Here is a 17,660-nt window from a genome sequence, read left to right as displayed (position 1 = left end):
GCAACATGCAGCAACTTTCGTTCGTCCCTTCCCTTCGTTCGACGCGGCGCTGGCTCGGCGCGGCGCTCGCCGGCGCATCGCTGATGCTCGCGGCGACGCACGCGTTCGCGGGCGGCACCGAGCAACTGAAGGCTTTCGTGTCGCAGGTGCATTCGGCGAAGGGCGATTTCACGCAGCAGATCGTCAAGGCGCCGGCCAAGGGCGCGAGCGCCGCACAGGCCGCGCCGAAGCCGAATGACAACTCGAGCGGCACGTTCGTGTTCTCGCGTCCGGGCAAGTTCATCTGGACGTACCAGAAGCCGTACCAGCAGGTGCTGCAGGCCGACGGCGACAAGCTCTACGTGTACGACCGCGACCTGAACCAGGTCACCGAGCGCAAGCTGAACGGCGCGCTGGGCGCGAGCCCGGCCGCGATCCTGTTCGGCAGCAACGATCTCGACAAGAACTACACGCTGCGCGACGCCGGCGAGAAGGGCGGCATCGAGTGGCTGGAGATGCTGCCGAAGGCGCAGGACACGCAGTTCCAGCGGATCGGCATTGGCTTTCGCAACGGCACGCTCGCCGCGATGGAACTGCACGACGTGTTCGGCAACGTCACGCTGCTCACCTTCACGAACATCCAGACGAACCCGCCGCTCAAGAGCGATGCATTCAAGTTCGTCGTGCCGAAGGGCGCGGACGTGATCGCGGGCTGAACGGCGCCGCGCCATTTTCCCGACACGGGCCTGCCGGCAACGGCAGGCCCGTGTTGTTTTGCGGCGCGGGCACCAGGCGCGGGCATCCGGGCGCGGGCATCCGGGCGCGGGCACCGGGCGCGGGCATCCGGCGCGGGCATCCGGCGCGGGCATCCGGCGCGGGCACCGGGCGCGGCGGTGCCGTCGTGCGGCTGTCATAATGTGAGGTCCGGCGGCCGGTTCGGCCGCCATCGTTTGATCTGGAGCGAGGGTTCATGTCCGACCTGTTTCAAGTCGAGCCGCGCCGGCCGCTCGCCGAGGCGCTGCGGCCGAAGACGCTCGCCGAGGTGATCGGCCAGACGCATCTGCTGGGCGAAGGCAAGCCGCTGCGGCTCGCGTTCGAATCCGGCAAGCCGCATTCGATGATCCTGTGGGGGCCGCCCGGCGTCGGCAAGACGACGCTCGCTCGCCTCACCGCGCTCGCGTTCGACTGCGAGTTCATCGCGCTGTCCGCGGTGCTCGGCGGCGTGAAGGACATCCGCGAGTCGATGGAGCAGGCGAGGGACACGCTGAACCGCACCGGCCGCCACACGATCCTGTTCGTCGACGAAATCCACCGCTTCAACAAGGGGCAGCAGGATGCGCTGCTGCCGTTCGTCGAGTCGGGGCTCGTGACCTTCATTGGCGCGACGACCGAGAACCCGAGTTTCGAAGTCAACTCGGCGCTGCTGTCGCGGGCGCAGGTGTACGTGCTGCAGTCGCTGAGCGACGACGAGATGCGTCAGTTGCTCAAGCGCGCGCAGGAAATCGCGCTCGGCGGCCTCGCGTTCGACGACAAGGCGATCGACACGCTCATTGGTTATGCCGACGGCGACGCGCGGCGTTTCCTGAACCTGCTCGAGCAGGCGCAGACGGCCGCATCGTCCGCCAGAGTCACGACCATCGATGCCGATTTCGTCAGCAGCGCGATGACGCTGAACGCGCGGCGCTTCGACAAGGGCGGCGACAACTTCTATGACCAGATCTCGGCGCTGCACAAGTCGGTGCGCGGTTCGAGCCCGGACGGCGCGCTGTACTGGTTCTGCCGGATGATCGACGGCGGCGCGGATCCGAAATATCTCGCGCGCCGGATCGTGCGGATGGCGTGGGAAGACATCGGCCTCGCCGACCCGCGCGCGCTGCAGGTGGCGAACGACGCGGCCGAGACGTACGAGCGGCTCGGCTCGCCGGAAGGCGAGCTGGCGCTGGGGCAGGCGGTGATCTATCTCGCGTGCGCGGCGAAGAGCAACGCGGGCTACAACGCGTTCAACCAGGCGATGGCGTTCGTGAAGCAGGACAAGTCGCGCGAGGTCCCCGTGCATCTGCGCAATGCGCCGACCAAGCTGATGAAGGAACTCGGCTACGGTCACGCGTATCGCTACGCGCACGACGAGCCGAATGCCTATGCGGCCGGCGAGTCGTACCTGCCGGAAGGGATGCGCGAGCCGCGCTGGTACAAGCCGGTGCCGCGCGGGCTCGAATCGAAGATCGCCGACAAGCTCGCGTGGCTGCGCGAACTCGACCGCGAGGCCGGCAAGAAGGACTGACCGGCCGCGTGCGGCCCCGGGGCGCGTCAGCGCTTGCGGGGGCTGCCGTCGCAAGCTGAGCAGCGGCGCCGCGCAACGCGCATTGCCGGCTGCAAACGCGCAGCCGGCGAAGCGATATGCCCACGCCCGTCGCGCGTTTGCGGCACTGTCCATCCGGCCAGTGCCGTGGCGGCCCCGCGGTGCGTTAGAATTCCCGTCTTACACAACGATTTTCCAAGTCCTCCCATGCTCGACATCCAGTTGCTGCGCAAAGACCTCGACGGCGTCGCGAAGCGCCTCGCCGATCGCGGCTACACCCTCGACGTCGCCGCGTTCTCCGCGCTCGAAGCGGAACGCCGTGCGATCCAGACCCGTACCGAAGAGCTCCAGGCGCGCCGCAACAGCCTGTCGAAGCAGATCGGCGCGATGAAGGGGAAGGGCGAGGACACGTCGGCCGTCATGGCCGAAGTCGGCGGGATCGGCGACGAGATGAAAGCGTCGGAGGCCAAGCTCGGCGAGATTCAGGCGCGCCTGTCCGACCTGATGCTGGGCATGCCGAACATCGCGCACGAAAGCGTGCCGGTCGGCAAGGACGAGGCCGACAACGTCGAGGTGCGCCGCTGGGGCACGCCGCGCGTGTTCGACTTCGAGGTGAAGGATCACGTCGACGTCGGCACGCCGCTCGGCCTCGATTTCGAAACCGGCGCGAAACTCGCCGGTGCGCGTTTCACGATGCTGCGCGGCTCGATCGCACGCCTGCACCGTGCGCTCGCACAGTTCATGATCGACACGCACACGCTGCAGCACGGCTACAGCGAGACGTACACGCCGTACATCGTGAATCCCGAAATCCTTTACGGCACGGGCCAGCTGCCGAAGTTCGCCGACGACATGTTCCGCGTCGAGAAGGGCGGCGCCGAAAACACGATCACGCAATACCTGATCTCCACGTCCGAAATTTCGCTGACGAACACCGTGCGCGAATCGATCGTCGAAGGCGCCGCGCTGCCGATCAAGCTGACCGCGCATTCGCCGTGCTTCCGTTCGGAAGCCGGTTCGTACGGCCGCGACACGCGCGGCATGATCCGTCAGCACCAGTTCGACAAGGTCGAGATGGTGCAGGTCGTCGCGCCGGACACTTCTTACGCGGCACTCGACGAGATGGTCGGCCACGCGGAAGCGATCCTGCAGAAGCTTGGCCTGCCGTATCGCGTGATCACGCTTTGCACGGGCGACATGGGCTTCTCGGCCGCGAAGACGTTCGACCTCGAAGTGTGGCTGCCCGCGCAGAACACCTATCGCGAGATCTCGAGCTGCTCGAACACCGAGGCGTTCCAGGCGCGCCGCATGCAGGCACGCTTCCGCAACGCGCAGGGCAAGCCGGAACTCGTGCATACGCTGAACGGTTCCGGCCTCGCGGTCGGCCGCACGCTCGTCGCCGTGCTGGAGAACTACCAGAATGCCGACGGTTCGGTCACGGTGCCGGAGGCACTGCGTCCGTACATGGGCGGCATGGAGCGAATCGAAGCGCCTGCGCAGGCGTCGTAAGATCGCTCCGCGATCGGTCTTCGAAGGCCCAAAAAAATTTGCAAAAAGGGCTTGTGAGTTTCGAAGAGATCGTTCTATAATCTTTTCTTTCCCGGACATGACCAACCGGGAAATGAAGCAGCAAGGAAGGAGAGGTGGCAGAGTGGTCGAATGTACCTGACTCGAAATCAGGCGTACGGTTTCCCCGTACCGTGGGTTCGAATCCCACCCTCTCCGCCAAAATACGAAGCCCCGTGATCCGAAAGGATCACGGGGTTTTTCGTTTGGGTCGCGCGCGAGTGAACGCTGCGTCGATGGCGGTGTACGATAGCGCGCAGGCGTACGGGCCGGCCACACGAACCACACAAAAGCCACGATGAGAGCGAGCACGCGAATCTGGGGGATGCTGACCGGCGCCGTATTGCTGACGGTGCTTGCCGCCAGCCTGTGCGTCATGCACGCGGATTGGGTCGTGAATCCTGGCAGCATCGTCGCGTTCGCGCAGCACGTCGCGCTCGGGTTCGCCGCAAGCGCGTTCCTTGCCGTCCTGTCTCGTGTGCGCCGCTATCGCGACATCACGCGAACGCTGCGCTGTCGCGAATTCGCATTCGCGCTACTGAGCGTGGCGCTGCTCGCAACGCTCAGCGCGGCCGTCGCCGTGCTCGACTATCTTTGCGTGGCGATCGCCCCGCCGTCGATCGAAAACCATCTCGTTCGCTTCGATGCGATGCTCGGTTTCCATTGGCCGGACCTGTACCGATGGGTGACGGCGCACGCCGGCGTGCACCGTATGCTCGACCTCGCCTATCGCAGCGGCATGCCGCAACTGTTTGCGGTGCCGTTCATCCTCGCGGCGGTCCGCCGCGTCGACGATCTGGCCGAGTTCGTCGCGCAGTTCATGTTCGCGGTGATCGTGGTCGTGCTCGTCTCCACGCCGTTCCCCGCCGCCAGCGCATTCATCCATTTCGCCATCACCGACCCGGGCACCGCATCGACGGTGACGCACTACGACCTGTTGCGCAGCGGGCAGCTTCGTCAACTGAATCTGACCGACGCGCAGGGGCTCGTGTCGTTGCCGTCGTTTCACGTGATGCTGGCGCTGCTGTTCGCGTATGCGGTGCGGCATGTCCGCTACGTGTTTCCGGCGGCGATCGTGCTGAATGCGGTGATGATCGCGTCGACGCCGACGCAGGGCGGTCACTATTTCGCCGACGTGATCGCCGGGATCGTGTGCGGCGCGTTGTCGATCGCCGCGGTGCGGCGCTGGATGGCCGGTCGACGCGCGATCGAGGCGGCCGGACCGCACGCGGCAAGCCCGACCTGATCGCGCGACGCCAGAGTCGCAATGCCCGCTCGCTTGCAGGCGGCCCCGGTTCTCACTGTCGCCGGATCGCCGTCTTCCTCGCGGCCGGTGCGCCGGATTCCCGCTGCCGATGTCCCGCTTCAGCCTTGGCTTCGCGTGCCGTTAACAGAGGGCGGCGGCAAGCGTCTTTTGCGTCGTCGCCGTTTACCGTCGATTCAAGGTCCCATGAAGCTGAGCTACAAGATTCCCTTCGCATTCGCCGTTGCGCTGCTGCTGATGTTCTGCGGCGCGCTGTACGGCATCCGCATCCTCAATCGCTCGATCGACACGTTCGCGAACGACGTGCAGACCCGGGTCGCCGACGAGCGGCTCGTGTCGGCGACACTCGTGCAGTTCAAGCTGCAGGTTCAGGAATGGAAGGACACGCTGCTGCGCGGCAAGCAGCCCGACAAGCTCGACAAGTACTGGCAGGCATTCCAGACGCGCGAGCGCACGGTCGATACGCTCGCCGCGCAGCTCGTGAACCAGTTGCCGCCCGGCGAGAGCCGCACGCTCGTCGAGCAGTTCATGCGCGCGCATGCGGCGATGGGTGACGGCTACCGGCGCGGGTTCGACGCATTCAAGGCCGCAGGCTTCGAGCCGACGGCCGGGGATGCGGCCGTCGCGGGCGTCGACCGTGCGCCCGCCGCGCTGCTCGAGCGCGCGGCGAAGGCGATTGCCGACGAGAGCGCCGCCGTGTCAGCGCAGGCGAGCCGCGATGCGAGCCACGCCACCGCGGCGAGCGTCGTGCTGATGTTGATCGTGCTCGGCATCGCGATGATCGGTGCGTACCTGTTCAGCCGCGCGATCCTGCGGCCGCTCGATCGCGCCGTCGCCTGTGCGCAGGCGGTGGCCGACGGCGACCTGACGCGCCACGTCGATGCGGCCGGTCGGGACGAGATCGCCGATCTGCTGCGCGCGTTGCGGACGATGCAGGCAAGCCTGTCGGGCGTTGTGCTGGAGGTACGTACGCATGCCGAAGCCGTTGCGACCGCGAGCGCGCAGATCGCGGCGGGCAATCACGACCTGTCGTCGCGAACCGAGGCGCAGGCTGCGTCGCTCGAGGAAACCGCCGCCAGCATGACCGAACTGACGGGCATCGTGCGCCAGTCGGCCGAGCACGCGCAGCACGCGGCGCAGCTGGCGCGGGACGCCTCCGACATCGCGTCCGCTGGCCGCGGCGTGATGACCGACGCCGTCGACACGATGAGCGGGATTGCCGCCAGCTCGGCGAAGGTCGGCGAGATCATCGCGGTGATCGACGGCATCGCGTTCCAGACCAACATCCTCGCGCTGAACGCGGCCGTCGAGGCGGCGCGCGCGGGCGAGCAGGGGCGCGGCTTCGCGGTCGTCGCGTCGGAAGTACGCACGCTCGCGCAGCGCAGCGCGGCCGCCGCGAAGGAGATCAAAGCGCTGATCGAGCAATCGACGCGGCGGGTCGACGAGGGCGCGGTGTTGATCGGCCGCGCGGGCGAATCGATCCACGAGATCGTCGGCGCGGTTCAGCGAGTTACGTCGATCGTCGGCGAGATCTCGTCGGCATCGCAGGAGCAGAGCGGCGGCATCCAGCAGGTGAACGTCGCCGTCACGCAGATGGACGAGGCGACGCAGCGCAACGCGGCGCTGGTCGAACAGGCGTCTGCCGCGACGCAGGCGCTGGCCGAGCAGGCGAGCGCGCTGCGACACGCGGTCGCCGTGTTCAGGCTGCCGCAGGCCGCGTGACGATATCGCCGATCGCGATCGGCGATATCGTCGCGTATCAGGCCGCGGTCGAATACTGCGCGAGCACGCGCGCGCGGATCGACGGCTTGATGTTCGACTGCGCCATGTTGCCGCCATAGTGCGCGACGACACGCGGATTCATCACACGAAACCAGAGCGGCGGCACGTACGCGAACAGGATCATCGTCGCGTAGCCGGCCGGCAGTTGCGGCGAGTCGTCGAAGTGGCGCAGCGCCTGGTACGAGCGCGTCGGGTTCGCGTGATGGTCGGCGTGCCGCTGCAACTGATACAGGAACAGGTTCGTGACGACGTGATTGCTATTCCACGAATGCTGCGGCGTGCAGCGTTCGTAGCGGCCGCTCGGCAGCTTGCGGCGGCCGAGCCCGTAGTGTTCGACGTAGTTGACGACTTCGAGCAGCGACGCGCCGTACACGGCCTGGATCACGAGGAACGGAATCACGACCTTGCCGGCCATCGCGATCGCGATGCCCCACACGACGACGGTCATCGCCCATGCGTGCAGCACCTCGTTGCGCCAGGTCCATGGCGAATGCCCGAGGCGCTCGAGGCGCGCTGTCTCGAGCCGCCACGCCGAGCGGATGCTGCCCGTCACGGTGCGCGGCAGGAATGCCCAGAACGATTCGCCGTAGCGCGCGCTTGCCGGATCCTCGGCTGTCGCGACGCGCACGTGATGGCCGCGATTGTGCTCGACGAAGAAGTGCCCGTAAGCGACCGGCGCGAGCGTGACTTTCGCGAGCCAGCGCTCGAAGCGGTTGGTCTTGTGCCCGAGTTCGTGCGCGGTGTTGATCGAGATGCCCGTCGCGGCGCCGAGCGACAGCGCGAAGCCGACGTAGTCGTACCACGCGAGCGCATGCGTACCGACGATCCATACGCACATGAAGAACGCGAGGTATTCGACCAGCGTCGCGAGATAGACGATATAGCGGTAGTAGCGCTCGCGTTCGAGGTGCGGTACGGCGGCTTCGGGCGGATTGTCGCGATCGTCGCCAATCAGGGTGTCGAGGACCGGGATCACGCCGAACGCGAACAGCGGGCCGAACCACCAGAACACGTGAAGGCCCGTCGACAGTGCGAGCTGGGCCGAGAGGATCGGCAGCGTGATCGTCACCGCGCCGAGCAGCCATAGATAACGTTTGCCATCCGACCAGCCCGAGGCCGATGTGTCGGTCATTGCCATTGTCTCCCTCCTTGTTGGGGCCGGCTCCCGCGTGTGCGGAAGCAGTGGCCGAGTGACGCGTTTGTCATCGTTCGAATCGTCGTGGGTCCGCGGCACCGGATCGGTCGTCCGGTTGTGCCAGTTATACGACCGTCGCGCACGCTTTCCAAATCCTGGCGCTAGGCGTGCAACTCCAAACGGTGCGCCGTGCATGACGACGGTCGGGAAGGGCCGGCACGGGGTGATTGAAACACGCAGCCTTGGGCCGATCCGCTGGCGCGACCGGCATTCTTGTCAGATGAATGCCTGGCGTGACGCATGCGTGCATCCATCGGCGAAGTCCGCAACGAATGTTGCGATGCAGCAGGTCTGGCGCGACGCCGCCCGGCTGCGCGGTTCTTTTGCATACAGATGTAACGAACCATTACGGCCTCGATGATGAAATGCCGGACGCTCGCCGCATGCGTGCCATGCATGACAAGGCGAGCGAGGCGACGCGTCCGGTCTCGCAGTTGGGGTTGCATGCGTTGGCGCACGTCGACGCATCGATGCTGCACCTGCACACCGGCGTGTGCACGACATCTGTTGCCTTTCGATCGGCGCTGTCATTTGAAAATTACGATTTGACTCATGCCCCGCTTTCGGTTGAAGCTAATAGCTTGCTGTCCGAAGGGGGCTGTGCCTGCATGAGTTCGACCTTGACCGTTCGTCGTATCGCTGCCGACCAAGGCCGCGTGTATCGCGAACTCCGCGCCGCATCGCTGCGCGAGCCCTACGCGCCCGGTGAAGCGCCGGAGGCCGAATTGCTGAACGTCGATGCCGACGCGGCGGCGGCCGTTGCCGCGCTGCGCGCCGCGTCCGACGAGTCGACGACTTTCCTGCTGTATACCGAAGGTCATCCGGCCGGCATGATTGGCGCGTATTTCGACAACACGCCCGAGCGGCGCGCGTTCGTCAGCGAGCTGTGGGTCGCGCACGCGGTCCGCCACTTGCGCGGCGGCGTGCTGTTGCTCGAAACGGCCACTGCGTGGCTGGCCGAACGCGGTGCGCAGGACGTCTATGCATGGATCGCCGATGCGAACCGCAACGCGATTCGTTTCTACGAACGCGCGGGTTTCGGCAACACGGGCGAGCATGCGCCGATCGCGCGGATGCCCGGCGCGATGAAGTCGTTGTTCGTGTCGCACTTCAACACGCCCTGACGCATGAATGCGCGGGCCGCACGGTGCGATGAAGGCCCGGCCGCCCGCCCGACTACCGGCTTGCCGGTTGCGCGCTCGCCGCGACCGGCGCCACCCGGTTCCCCAAAAATAATGGCCGCACGCGTGGACGCCTGTAAAATACGCAAAAATTTTTTGCAGAGTGTCCATGTCGCTTAAAAAATCGCCATTCTTCGAGCTGCGCAGCGGATCGGTCGATACGTTGCTGTTCACCGTGAAGACGACCGATCTCGATGCGTTGCGTACCGAACTGGTCAAGCGCTTCGAAGCGACTCCCGAGTTTTTCGCCGATGATGTCGTCGTGATCGACGTCCGCCGCCTCGCGGACGGCGAACGCGTCGCGCTTGCCGACATCCGCCAGATGCTGAACGACGTGCGGATGCGCCCGGTGGGCGTCGTGGCACTCGCCACGCAGGGCTGGGCGGGGGAAGCCGGCCTGCCGTTGCTCGAGGCGCGCGACCGCCGCGTGTCGACCGCGAAGCCGGCCGAGGAAGCGGAGCCGGCGCCTGTCGTTGCCGCGGCGGCTGCCGTGGCGGCCGAACCTGCGCCGGAGCCTGGCCCGACGTCGATTCCGGCGGGCGGCCAGACGCTGGTGATCGATCGGCCGCTGCGTTCGGGACAGCAGATTTACGCGAAAGGAGACCTCGTGGTGCTTGCGCCGGTCAGTCACGGCGCCGAGATCATCGCGGAAGGCAACATCCACATCTACGCGCCGTTGCGCGGCCGCGCACTCGCGGGCGTGCACGGCAATCACGACGCGCGCATTTTCTGCACGTGTCTGGAACCGGAACTGATTTCGATCGCGGGTATCTATCGAACGACCGAGAACCCGTTGCCCGCCGACATACTGGGCAAATCGGTGCAGATCCGGCTCGAAGAGGAAAAACTGATGATCGAACCGCTGCGCCTGACGTGATTCACGCGGCACGCTCCGGATCGATCGGCTCTCATTGACGAACACAGGGTATTGGGTAAATGGCAAAAATCATCGTGGTGACTTCGGGCAAGGGCGGCGTGGGCAAGACGACGACGAGCGCGAGCTTCGCGTCCGGCCTCGCGCTGCGCGGCCACAAGACGGCCGTGATCGACTTCGACGTCGGCCTGCGCAACCTCGATCTCATCATGGGCTGCGAGCGTCGCGTCGTGTATGACCTCGTCAACGTGATCCAGGGCGAAGCGAACCTGAACCAGGCGCTGATCAAGGACAAGAAGTGCGAGAACCTGTTCATCCTGCCGGCGTCGCAGACGCGCGACAAGGATGCGCTCACGCGTGACGGCGTCGAGAAGGTGCTGAACGATCTGAGCGCGATGGACTTCGAATTCATCGTCTGCGATTCGCCGGCCGGCATCGAGGCGGGCGCGCTGCACGCGATGTACTTCGCGGACGAAGCGCTGATCGTCACGAACCCGGAAGTGTCGTCGGTGCGCGACTCGGACCGCATTCTCGGCATCCTGTCGTCGAAGACGAAGCGCGCGACCGAAGGCAAGGATCCGATCAAGGAACATCTGCTGATCACGCGCTACAGCCCGAAGCGCGTGAGCGAAGGCGAAATGCTGTCGCTCGAGGACATCAGCGAGATCCTGCGCATCAAGCTGATCGGCGTGGTTCCGGAATCGGAAGCCGTGCTGCACGCATCGAACCAGGGTCTGCCGGCGGTGCATATCGACGGCACCGACGTTGCCGAAGCGTACAAGGACGTCGTCGCTCGCTTTCTCGGCGAGGACAAGCCGCTGCGCTTCACCGACTATCAGAAGCCGGGCCTGCTGCAGCGCCTCTTCGGCAGCAAGTAACGGAGGCCGCCCATGTCCATCCTTTCGTTTCTCCTCGGCGAGAAGAAGAAGTCCGCATCGGTCGCGAAGGAGCGCCTGCAGCTCATCATCGCGCACGAGCGGGTTGGCGGCCGGCCGCCGGCCGATTACCTGCCGGCGCTGCAGAAGGAGCTGGTCGCGGTCATCTCGAAGTACGTCCATATTTCGAACGATGACATCCGCGTGAGCCTCGAGCGCCAGGACGATCTCGAAGTCCTCGAAGTGAAGATCGAGATCCCGCAAGCCTGACGCTTGCATGTCCCCCCGCACGGCGGCGCACGTCGCCGTGCGCGTCTTACGCCCTGTTGCACTTTAGGGCTCGCCGTAACACGGCGTCTGTCGGCCGTTGGTCGACCTCCCGCATTGAACGAATACGCTCGCGTCATTTGTTAATCAGGAGGTTGTCATGGCTGTCTCTACCGTTCGACGTCGTATCGTTTCGCTCGCGCTGTTCGCCGCGGGCCTGTCAGCCATCGCCGCGCCGCTCGCCGCACGCGCGGACGAAATCCTCGTCGGTGCGCCGGTGATGGTGCAGTCGGGCCGGATGGTCGTCGCCGAACCGGTGGCCGCGCCCGTCGAGGAAGTCGTCGTCGTCGCGCCGAACGCGCCGCCGCCCGTGCGCTACGAGGTCGTGCCCGACGCGCGCGTCGGCTATGTGTGGGAGCGCGGGCACTGGCACTGGGATCATGGTCGCTACGTCTGGATCGGCGGCCACTGGGAAACCGAGCGCATCGGCATGCACTGGGTGCCGGGCCACTGGGATCAGCGCGGCCCGAACTGGTTCTGGACCCGTGGCCACTGGGCCTGACGGGGGCATGCGATGAAACGAACCGCCATCGCCATCGCGCTCGTCGCGATCACGCTCGCCGGCTGTATCGTCGTGCCGGCCCGGCCCGTCTACTATCGGCCGGCGCCGGTGGTGATCTACTGAAGGTCACGCGGGGCCGCCCGCGCCGGGCCGCTCGCACCGGATGCGGACAGGCCGGGCTCGTGCGACGTCGCCGGCGTGTGCGTGGCGACGTCGCCGGCCACTGGGGCCTCCGGCTCGCCGCCGTCCTGCTCGCGCAGCGTGTCGAGCGGATCGGCGGGCGCGGCGGCCGCATCCTGCGGCTCGACGGCCGCAGCCGCCGGTGCCGGGGCGGGTTCAGCGGTGGCCGCGGGCGGCGCGAGATAGCGCTCGGCGAGCGTTTCATAGAGGGGCGGTGCGAAGAAGCGCGCCATGCGGCTCGAGACCAGCGCGGTCGCCATCAGCGAAATCACGAGCGCGTGACCGTTGATCATCTCCATCACGATCACGAACGACGTGATCGGCGACTGCGTGACCGCCGCGAGGTAGCCGACCATCGCGAGCGCGATCAGCATCGGCAGGCTCATGTTGCCGAACACGATGTGCAGCAGGTTGCCGAATCCGGCGCCGATCGACAGCGAAGGCGCGAAGATCCCGCCGGGGATGCCCGGCAGGTACGACGCGACCATCGACACCATCTTCAGGAATGGATAAAGCACCGACAGCCGTTCGTGGCCGTCGAGCAGGCCGCGTGCCTCGGCATAGCCGCTGCCGAACGTCGTCCCGCCCGACACGAGGCCGACGACCGCGATCACGAAGCCGCACAGCGCCGCGAACGCGATCGGGCGCTCGCGATACAGGCCGAGCAGGCGCGCGGGCAGCCAGCGGCCCGTATTGAGCAGCAGCCAGCTGAAAAGACCGCCCGCGATGCCCGTCACGATCGCGGTGACGAGCACGGCGACGGCAAGCATCTTCGGAAAGTGCTGGCCCGCGTCGATCGTGCCGAAGTACGTGTAGTTGCCGTTCAGTCCCAATGCGACGACACCGGCGAGGATGATCGCGGTGATCAGCACGCCGCTTGCGCGGGCGGAGAAACTGCGGGTCAGCTCCTCGATCGCGAACACGATCCCGGCGAGCGGCGTATTGAATGCCGCCGACAGGCCGGCCGCCGCGCCGGCGAGCACCAGTTGCCGTTCGATCTGCGCGTTCGAGCGCGGGTAGAAGCGCCGCAGGTTGAACATCAGCGCCGCGCCGACCTGCACGGTCGGACCTTCGCGGCCGATCGTGAAGCCGCCGAGGATTCCCAGGAGCGAGATCAGGACCTTGCCGAACAGGATGCGCAGCGTCAGCAGCCGCGCACCGAATGCGCTCGGGCTCGCATGCAGTGTCGCAATGACCTGCGGGATCCCGCTGCCCTCGGCGCCGCGGAAGAAGCGGCGCGTGAGCCATACCGACGCCGCGGCGATCGACGGCGTCAGCAGCAGCGGCAGCCACGCGGCGTGGTCGCGCATCGTGCGGAAGGTGTCGTAGCCCCAGTCGATCAGCCGCGCGTACAGCACGGCCGCGAGGCCGACGGCGATCGCACCGAGCCAGAACACGCCGTACTGGCGCCAGATCCGCAGCGAGCGGCGGGTGAGGGCAGGAAACAGAGGAGAAAGGGCGGGGCGTTGCATCGGCAGCGGGCCGGGAGGGCAAAGAACGCATTATAGAAAGAACCCGACGTGGCCGGGGCTCGACAAACATTCACAAAAGCGTCGCACTTTGTTGCAAATGTAATGCCGGCGTAATGTTTGCGCGCCGCAAGCGTCGTTAGCATGGCGAAATGGCCAGCCATTCCTCCTGACGAACGTGAAACGCATCCTCATCGTGAAAGTGACGTCGCTCGGCGACGTCGTCCAGACGCTGCCCGTCGTCGCGGACCTCCATCGCGCCTTCCCGGGCGTGACGGTCGATTGGGCCGTGGATGAATCGTGCGCGGAGGTCGTGCGCTGGCACCCGGGCGTGAGCGACGTGCTCTGCGCGCCGCTGCGGCGGTTCAAGAGGCTCCGCAACGGCGGTGACCTGAAGGCGATCTCCGCATCGATTGGCGCGCTGCGCGTGCATCGCTACGATGCCGTCATCGACCTGCACGGCGTCTACAAGAGCGCGATCATCTCGGCACTCGCGCGCGCCGCCCGCCGCGTCGGCTATCAGACGCAGGATCTCGGCGAGACGGGCGCCCGTTTCGCGTACTCGCATCGCTTCGGCCCGCGGCCGGACTGCGACGCGTGGCACGGAATGCGCGTGAGCGCCGGCGAGGCGCTCGGCTATGTCCCCGAAGGCATCGCCGAGTACGGAATCGTCCCGCCGCAGGATGTGAGCCTGCCGCCCGCCGTGACCGACGGCGCCCCGTTCATGCTGCTGTTTCATGCGACGTCCAATCCGGACAAGAAATGGCCGGCCGACGACTGGGCCGCGCTAGCCATCCAGATGATGGCGCGTGGCGTGCGCGTGTTGTTGCCGTGGGGATCGGCCGCCGAGCACGACGATGCGCAGGACATTGCCGCGCGCGCGCCGGGCGCGATCGTGCTGCCCGCGATGTCGGTGCGCGAGCTGGGCGCGGCCATCGGCCGGGCTGCGCTCGTGGTCGGGGTCGACACCGGGTTCGTGCACATGGCGCACGCGCTCCGGCGGCCGTCCGTGATGATCTTTGTCGCGACCTCGCGCCACCATTGCGGCATCGGCGGGGCACCGAATGCGGTGTCGATCGGCGAGCCCGGCGTGCCGCCGTCGGTCGCGCAGGCACTCGATGCGATCGATGCGGTCGGGCCGGCCTACGGCGCGCAGCGCGAGCGGCTGATGGCCTAGGGCCTGCACAGGGCCGCTATCGTCGTGAATGGGCGCTGCGGAAACGGAGCCGGCCGGTTCAGGCGAGCAGTGCTTCGACCGTGAGCACCGCGGCGATGGCGGCCAGGTTGGCGAGCAGCGCCTCGAACAGGAGGCCGCGCCAGGTTTTCGGCCGGAAGCGTGCCGCGAGCAGCAGGGCGCCACCCAGCGCGAGCGCCAGGATCAGGACGAGGTCGGCGTTGTTGAGGTGGATGTTCATCGCGGCGGCTCCTTCGGGGATCCCGGGGGCGCGCGATGGCGCCCCCGGATCGAGTATAGTCAGCGTCGCCCGCCGCACAACCCGAGGCGCCCCGGAGGCTCAGACGAGCGATGCGTCGCGGGTTTCGCGCATCAGCAGCACGCCGATCAGGCTGATCGCTGCCGCGACCGACACGTAGCCGCCGACCCACGACAGGCCGCCGCGCGCGGCGAGCAGCTGCGCGATGTACGGCGCGATCGACGCGCCGAGGATCCCGCCGAGGTTGTACGCGACACCCGCGCCCGTATAGCGGACGTTGGTCGGGAACAACTCGGGCAGCAGCGCGCCCATCGGCGCGAACGTCACGCCCATCAGGAACAGCTCGAGCGTCAGGAACAACGCGACGAGCGGCATCGAGCCGCTGCCGAGCAGCGGCTCCATCGCGAAGCCGGACAGCAGTGCGGCGATCGCGCCGACGGCCAGCACCGGCTTGCGGCCGAAGCGATCCGACGCCCACGCCGACAGCGGCGTGGCGAGCCCCATGAACACGACAGCAAAGCACAGCAGGCCGAGGAAGCTCTGGCGGGGAATGTGCAGCGTCGACACGCCGTACGACAGCGAGAACACCGTCGAGATATAGAACAGCGTGTAGCAGACCACCATCGCGAGCGCGCCGAGCAACGTGGGCTGCCAGTGTTGCGAGACGAGCGTCGCGACCGGCACGCGCACGCGTTCGTTGCGGTCGAGTGCGGCCTGGAACGCCGGCGTCTCGGTGATCTTCAGCCGCACGTACAGGCCGAGCGCGACGAGCACCGCGCTGACGAGGAACGGGATGCGCCAGCCCCAGCTGCGGAATTGTTCGTCGGACAGCGACAGCGCGAGCGCGAAGAACAGCCCGTTCGACATCAGGAAGCCCACCGACGGGCCCAGTTGCGGGAACATCCCGAACCAGCCGCGCTTGCCTTGCGGCGCGTGCTCGGTCGCGAGCAGCGCCGCGCCGCCCCATTCGCCGCCGAGGCCGATCCCCTGGCCGAAGCGCAGCACGCACAGCAGCACCGGCGCGAGTGTGCCGATCGTGTCGTAGCCGGGCACGAAGCCGATCGCGGTGGTGGACACGCCCATGACGAGCAGCGACGCGACGAGCGTCGACTTGCGACCGATGCGGTCACCGAAGTGGCCGAACAGGAACGAGCCGATCGGCCGCGCGATGAATGCGATACCGAACGTGACGAATGCGGACAGCGCCTGTGCGGTCGCGGAGCCGTGCGGGAAGAACACGGGGCCGATGACGAGTGCGGCGGCAGTCGCGTAGACGTAGAAGTCGTAGAACTCGATCGCGGTGCCGATGAAGCTCGCGAACACGATGCGCCGGTGGCTGACGGCGCCGGCCGAACCGGTTGCGTGTGCAACGGCCGGGGGAGATGCGGACATGGATGTCTCCGTTTTGTCTTTGGGGCATTCGACTGAGCGTGCGCTCGGGCAGACAGGTGGACGCCTGCCGGGAGAGCGCAGCCGGGCGGATGATGCGGTAGCGGCGTGAACGCGCGTCGTGGCGCGGACGTCACCCGCCGGTCGACGATGGAGACGGATAGGTCGCCGCCGCCCTGTGCCGGCGTGGTCGGCTCGCATGCCGGGTGCGGCGCGCGAACGCGCGCGGGAGGGTGGCCGCGCGATTGCGGAAAATTATAGCCAGCGCCTCGGCATAGCGGCAATCGCGGGCGGGCGCGGGCTCAGTCGATCGATTGCGCCTGTGCGGATGCGGTGCTTTGCAACTGGAAACGGCCGTCGTCGTTGAACAGCCAGCCTTCCATCATCTCGAGCCGGCCATTGCCGTCCAGCAGTTTCGACGGTGGTGGCGGCAGCGGCGCCGAGCGACGCAGCGACGCGAGCGCGAGCCCTTCCGCTTCGCTGTCGCCGTTGCTGCGATAAACGGATGCGTTGAGGAGGCGGCCGCTGCCATCGACGGTGAACGCGACGACGACGAGCGAGCGCAGCATCGCCTGCGGCGTCCCGCGCGAGACGCCGGACGGATTGTGCTCGGTGACGCACCGCGCGACTTCCACGCGGTACTGGTCGCGACTCGCGTTGCGGATGGCGGACGGGATCGTCTGCAGCGAGCGCAGCGATGGCGGCGGCGTGATCGTGCAGGCGGCAAGCAACGCGGCGGCGACCAGCGAGGCAACACACAGCCGGCTGGCGCCTGGGTGGGGAAGGTGAGACATGGCGGACTGCCGGAGGGTGACGATAAAAAAATGATAGGCGTCCGGCCGCGACCTGTTATCGGGAGAAACGCATAGTGCGCGAAGCGCGACGTAGCGATTCGCGGATGATGGCGATCGGCGGGCCGACCGGCATGGGTCCCGATGTGACGTGACATGTGACGGCGCGGGCGCGATTTGCGCACGCGCGTCGCACGCAGGGCGGTGGGCGTGGCCCGACCGGCCGGCTTAGTAGCCGTGTGTTACGAGCGACAGAACGGAGAGGTCCGGATGCGTGCCGTCGATGATGCTCTTGCCGATGTGCACGGCTTCCTGAACCGCTTCGTCGACGCTCGCGAAGCTTTCCTCGCCGTCCGCATGGAAGGGCACCGCATGATCGGGCAGCGCGGGATTCGCGCCAGGATGGCAGACATAGCCGGTGTAGGTGTAACGCGTGTCGGTGCCCGGCGCGATGCCCGGCACCACATGGATCTCGAAGCCTTCGTAATCGACGTGATCCGTCGCTGTCGACAGTTCGGTCATGGCGGTCTCCGTGGGCCGCACGCGCGGGTGGC

At 67.0% G+C, this 17,660-nt stretch carries 17 protein-coding genes and 1 tRNA gene; 12 read left to right on the top strand and 6 right to left on the bottom strand.

What is annotated here, in order from left to right:
• The first annotated feature begins 5 nt into the window (after nt 1-5).
• The 6 genes from lolA (at nt 6) to WS75_RS12805 (ending at nt 6,830) form a co-directional block, all read left to right on the top strand.
• The gene (gene lolA / locus WS75_RS12830; RefSeq protein WP_059680787.1) at nt 6-695 is read left to right on the top strand and encodes an outer membrane lipoprotein chaperone LolA; all 690 of its coding nucleotides are present in this window, start codon (nt 6-8) and stop codon (nt 693-695) included.
• A gap of 254 nt (nt 696-949) precedes the next feature.
• Entirely contained in the window at nt 950-2,260 is a 1,311-nt protein-coding gene (locus WS75_RS12825; RefSeq protein ID WP_059680786.1) for a replication-associated recombination protein A, read from the top strand.
• Nucleotides 2,261-2,485: 225 nt separating this feature from the next.
• Nucleotides 2,486-3,787 (top strand): serine--tRNA ligase, encoded by a 1,302-nt coding sequence (gene serS / locus WS75_RS12820; RefSeq protein ID WP_059680785.1) that lies wholly within the window; start codon nt 2,486-2,488, stop codon nt 3,785-3,787.
• Nucleotides 3,788-3,915: 128 nt separating this feature from the next.
• Nucleotides 3,916-4,006: transfer RNA gene (locus WS75_RS12815), tRNA-Ser, on the top strand.
• 136 nt (nt 4,007-4,142) lie between these two features.
• The gene (locus WS75_RS12810; RefSeq protein WP_257129364.1) at nt 4,143-5,090 is read left to right on the top strand and encodes a phosphatase PAP2 family protein; all 948 of its coding nucleotides are present in this window, start codon (nt 4,143-4,145) and stop codon (nt 5,088-5,090) included.
• Between the two features lie 204 nt (nt 5,091-5,294).
• Nucleotides 5,295-6,830, top strand: a complete 1,536-nt coding sequence (locus tag WS75_RS12805; RefSeq protein ID WP_059680784.1) for a methyl-accepting chemotaxis protein — start codon at nt 5,295-5,297, stop codon at nt 6,828-6,830.
• A 37-nt stretch (nt 6,831-6,867) separates the two neighbouring features.
• Here WS75_RS12805 and WS75_RS12800 read toward each other — a convergent pair whose 3' ends face one another.
• The gene (locus WS75_RS12800) at nt 6,868-8,028 is read right to left on the bottom strand and encodes an alkane 1-monooxygenase (RefSeq protein WP_059680783.1); all 1,161 of its coding nucleotides are present in this window, start codon (nt 8,026-8,028) and stop codon (nt 6,868-6,870) included.
• 527 nt (nt 8,029-8,555) lie between these two features.
• Between WS75_RS12800 and WS75_RS12795 the strand changes: the two genes are divergently transcribed.
• The 5 genes from WS75_RS12795 to WS75_RS12775 all read left to right on the top strand — a co-directional run bounded on the left by WS75_RS12795 (nt 8,556) and on the right by WS75_RS12775 (nt 11,844).
• Nucleotides 8,556-9,209, top strand: a complete 654-nt coding sequence (locus WS75_RS12795; protein ID WP_257129366.1) for a GNAT family N-acetyltransferase — start codon at nt 8,556-8,558, stop codon at nt 9,207-9,209.
• Between the two features lie 166 nt (nt 9,210-9,375).
• A complete protein-coding gene (gene minC / locus WS75_RS12790; protein WP_059680782.1) occupies nt 9,376-10,143 on the top strand; it encodes a septum site-determining protein MinC in 768 nt (255 codons plus the stop codon).
• A gap of 59 nt (nt 10,144-10,202) precedes the next feature.
• On the top strand, nt 10,203-11,018 hold the full coding sequence (gene minD / locus WS75_RS12785) for a septum site-determining protein MinD (protein WP_059680781.1): 816 nt from the start codon (nt 10,203-10,205) through the stop codon (nt 11,016-11,018).
• Nucleotides 11,019-11,030: 12 nt separating this feature from the next.
• Nucleotides 11,031-11,285 (top strand): cell division topological specificity factor MinE, encoded by a 255-nt coding sequence (minE, locus tag WS75_RS12780; protein WP_006486661.1) that lies wholly within the window; start codon nt 11,031-11,033, stop codon nt 11,283-11,285.
• Between the two features lie 157 nt (nt 11,286-11,442).
• Nucleotides 11,443-11,844, top strand: coding sequence for a YXWGXW repeat-containing protein (locus tag WS75_RS12775; RefSeq protein ID WP_059680780.1), 402 nt, complete (start codon nt 11,443-11,445; stop codon nt 11,842-11,844).
• A 116-nt stretch (nt 11,845-11,960) separates the two neighbouring features.
• Here the strand turns inward: WS75_RS12775 and WS75_RS12770 are convergent, their stop codons facing one another.
• On the bottom strand, nt 11,961-13,496 hold the full coding sequence (locus tag WS75_RS12770; protein WP_059680779.1) for a chloride channel protein: 1,536 nt from the start codon (nt 13,494-13,496) through the stop codon (nt 11,961-11,963).
• Between the two features lie 175 nt (nt 13,497-13,671).
• Here WS75_RS12770 and waaC point away from each other — a divergent pair, with 175 nt between their 5' ends.
• Nucleotides 13,672-14,670 (top strand): lipopolysaccharide heptosyltransferase I, encoded by a 999-nt coding sequence (gene waaC / locus WS75_RS12765; protein ID WP_059680778.1) that lies wholly within the window; start codon nt 13,672-13,674, stop codon nt 14,668-14,670.
• Nucleotides 14,671-14,728: 58 nt separating this feature from the next.
• On the opposite strand, the gene WS75_RS12760 is transcribed toward waaC, so the two are convergent.
• The 4 genes from WS75_RS12760 to WS75_RS12745 form a co-directional block, all read right to left on the bottom strand.
• Entirely contained in the window at nt 14,729-14,908 is a 180-nt protein-coding gene (locus tag WS75_RS12760) for a hypothetical protein (RefSeq protein ID WP_059680777.1), read from the bottom strand.
• A gap of 99 nt (nt 14,909-15,007) precedes the next feature.
• Entirely contained in the window at nt 15,008-16,318 is a 1,311-nt protein-coding gene (locus tag WS75_RS12755; RefSeq protein WP_059680776.1) for an MFS transporter, read from the bottom strand.
• A 299-nt stretch (nt 16,319-16,617) separates the two neighbouring features.
• Entirely contained in the window at nt 16,618-17,109 is a 492-nt protein-coding gene (locus tag WS75_RS12750; protein WP_059680775.1) for an energy transducer TonB family protein, read from the bottom strand.
• 225 nt (nt 17,110-17,334) lie between these two features.
• Entirely contained in the window at nt 17,335-17,628 is a 294-nt protein-coding gene (locus tag WS75_RS12745) for a hypothetical protein (RefSeq protein ID WP_059680774.1), read from the bottom strand.
• Nucleotides 17,629-17,660: the final 32 nt, after the last annotated feature.

This window comes from Burkholderia sp. FL-7-2-10-S1-D7 (assembly GCF_001524185.1).
Taxonomy (GTDB): domain Bacteria; phylum Pseudomonadota; class Gammaproteobacteria; order Burkholderiales; family Burkholderiaceae; genus Burkholderia; species Burkholderia diffusa.
This window is presented reverse-complemented; position numbering and strand designations above follow the sequence as displayed.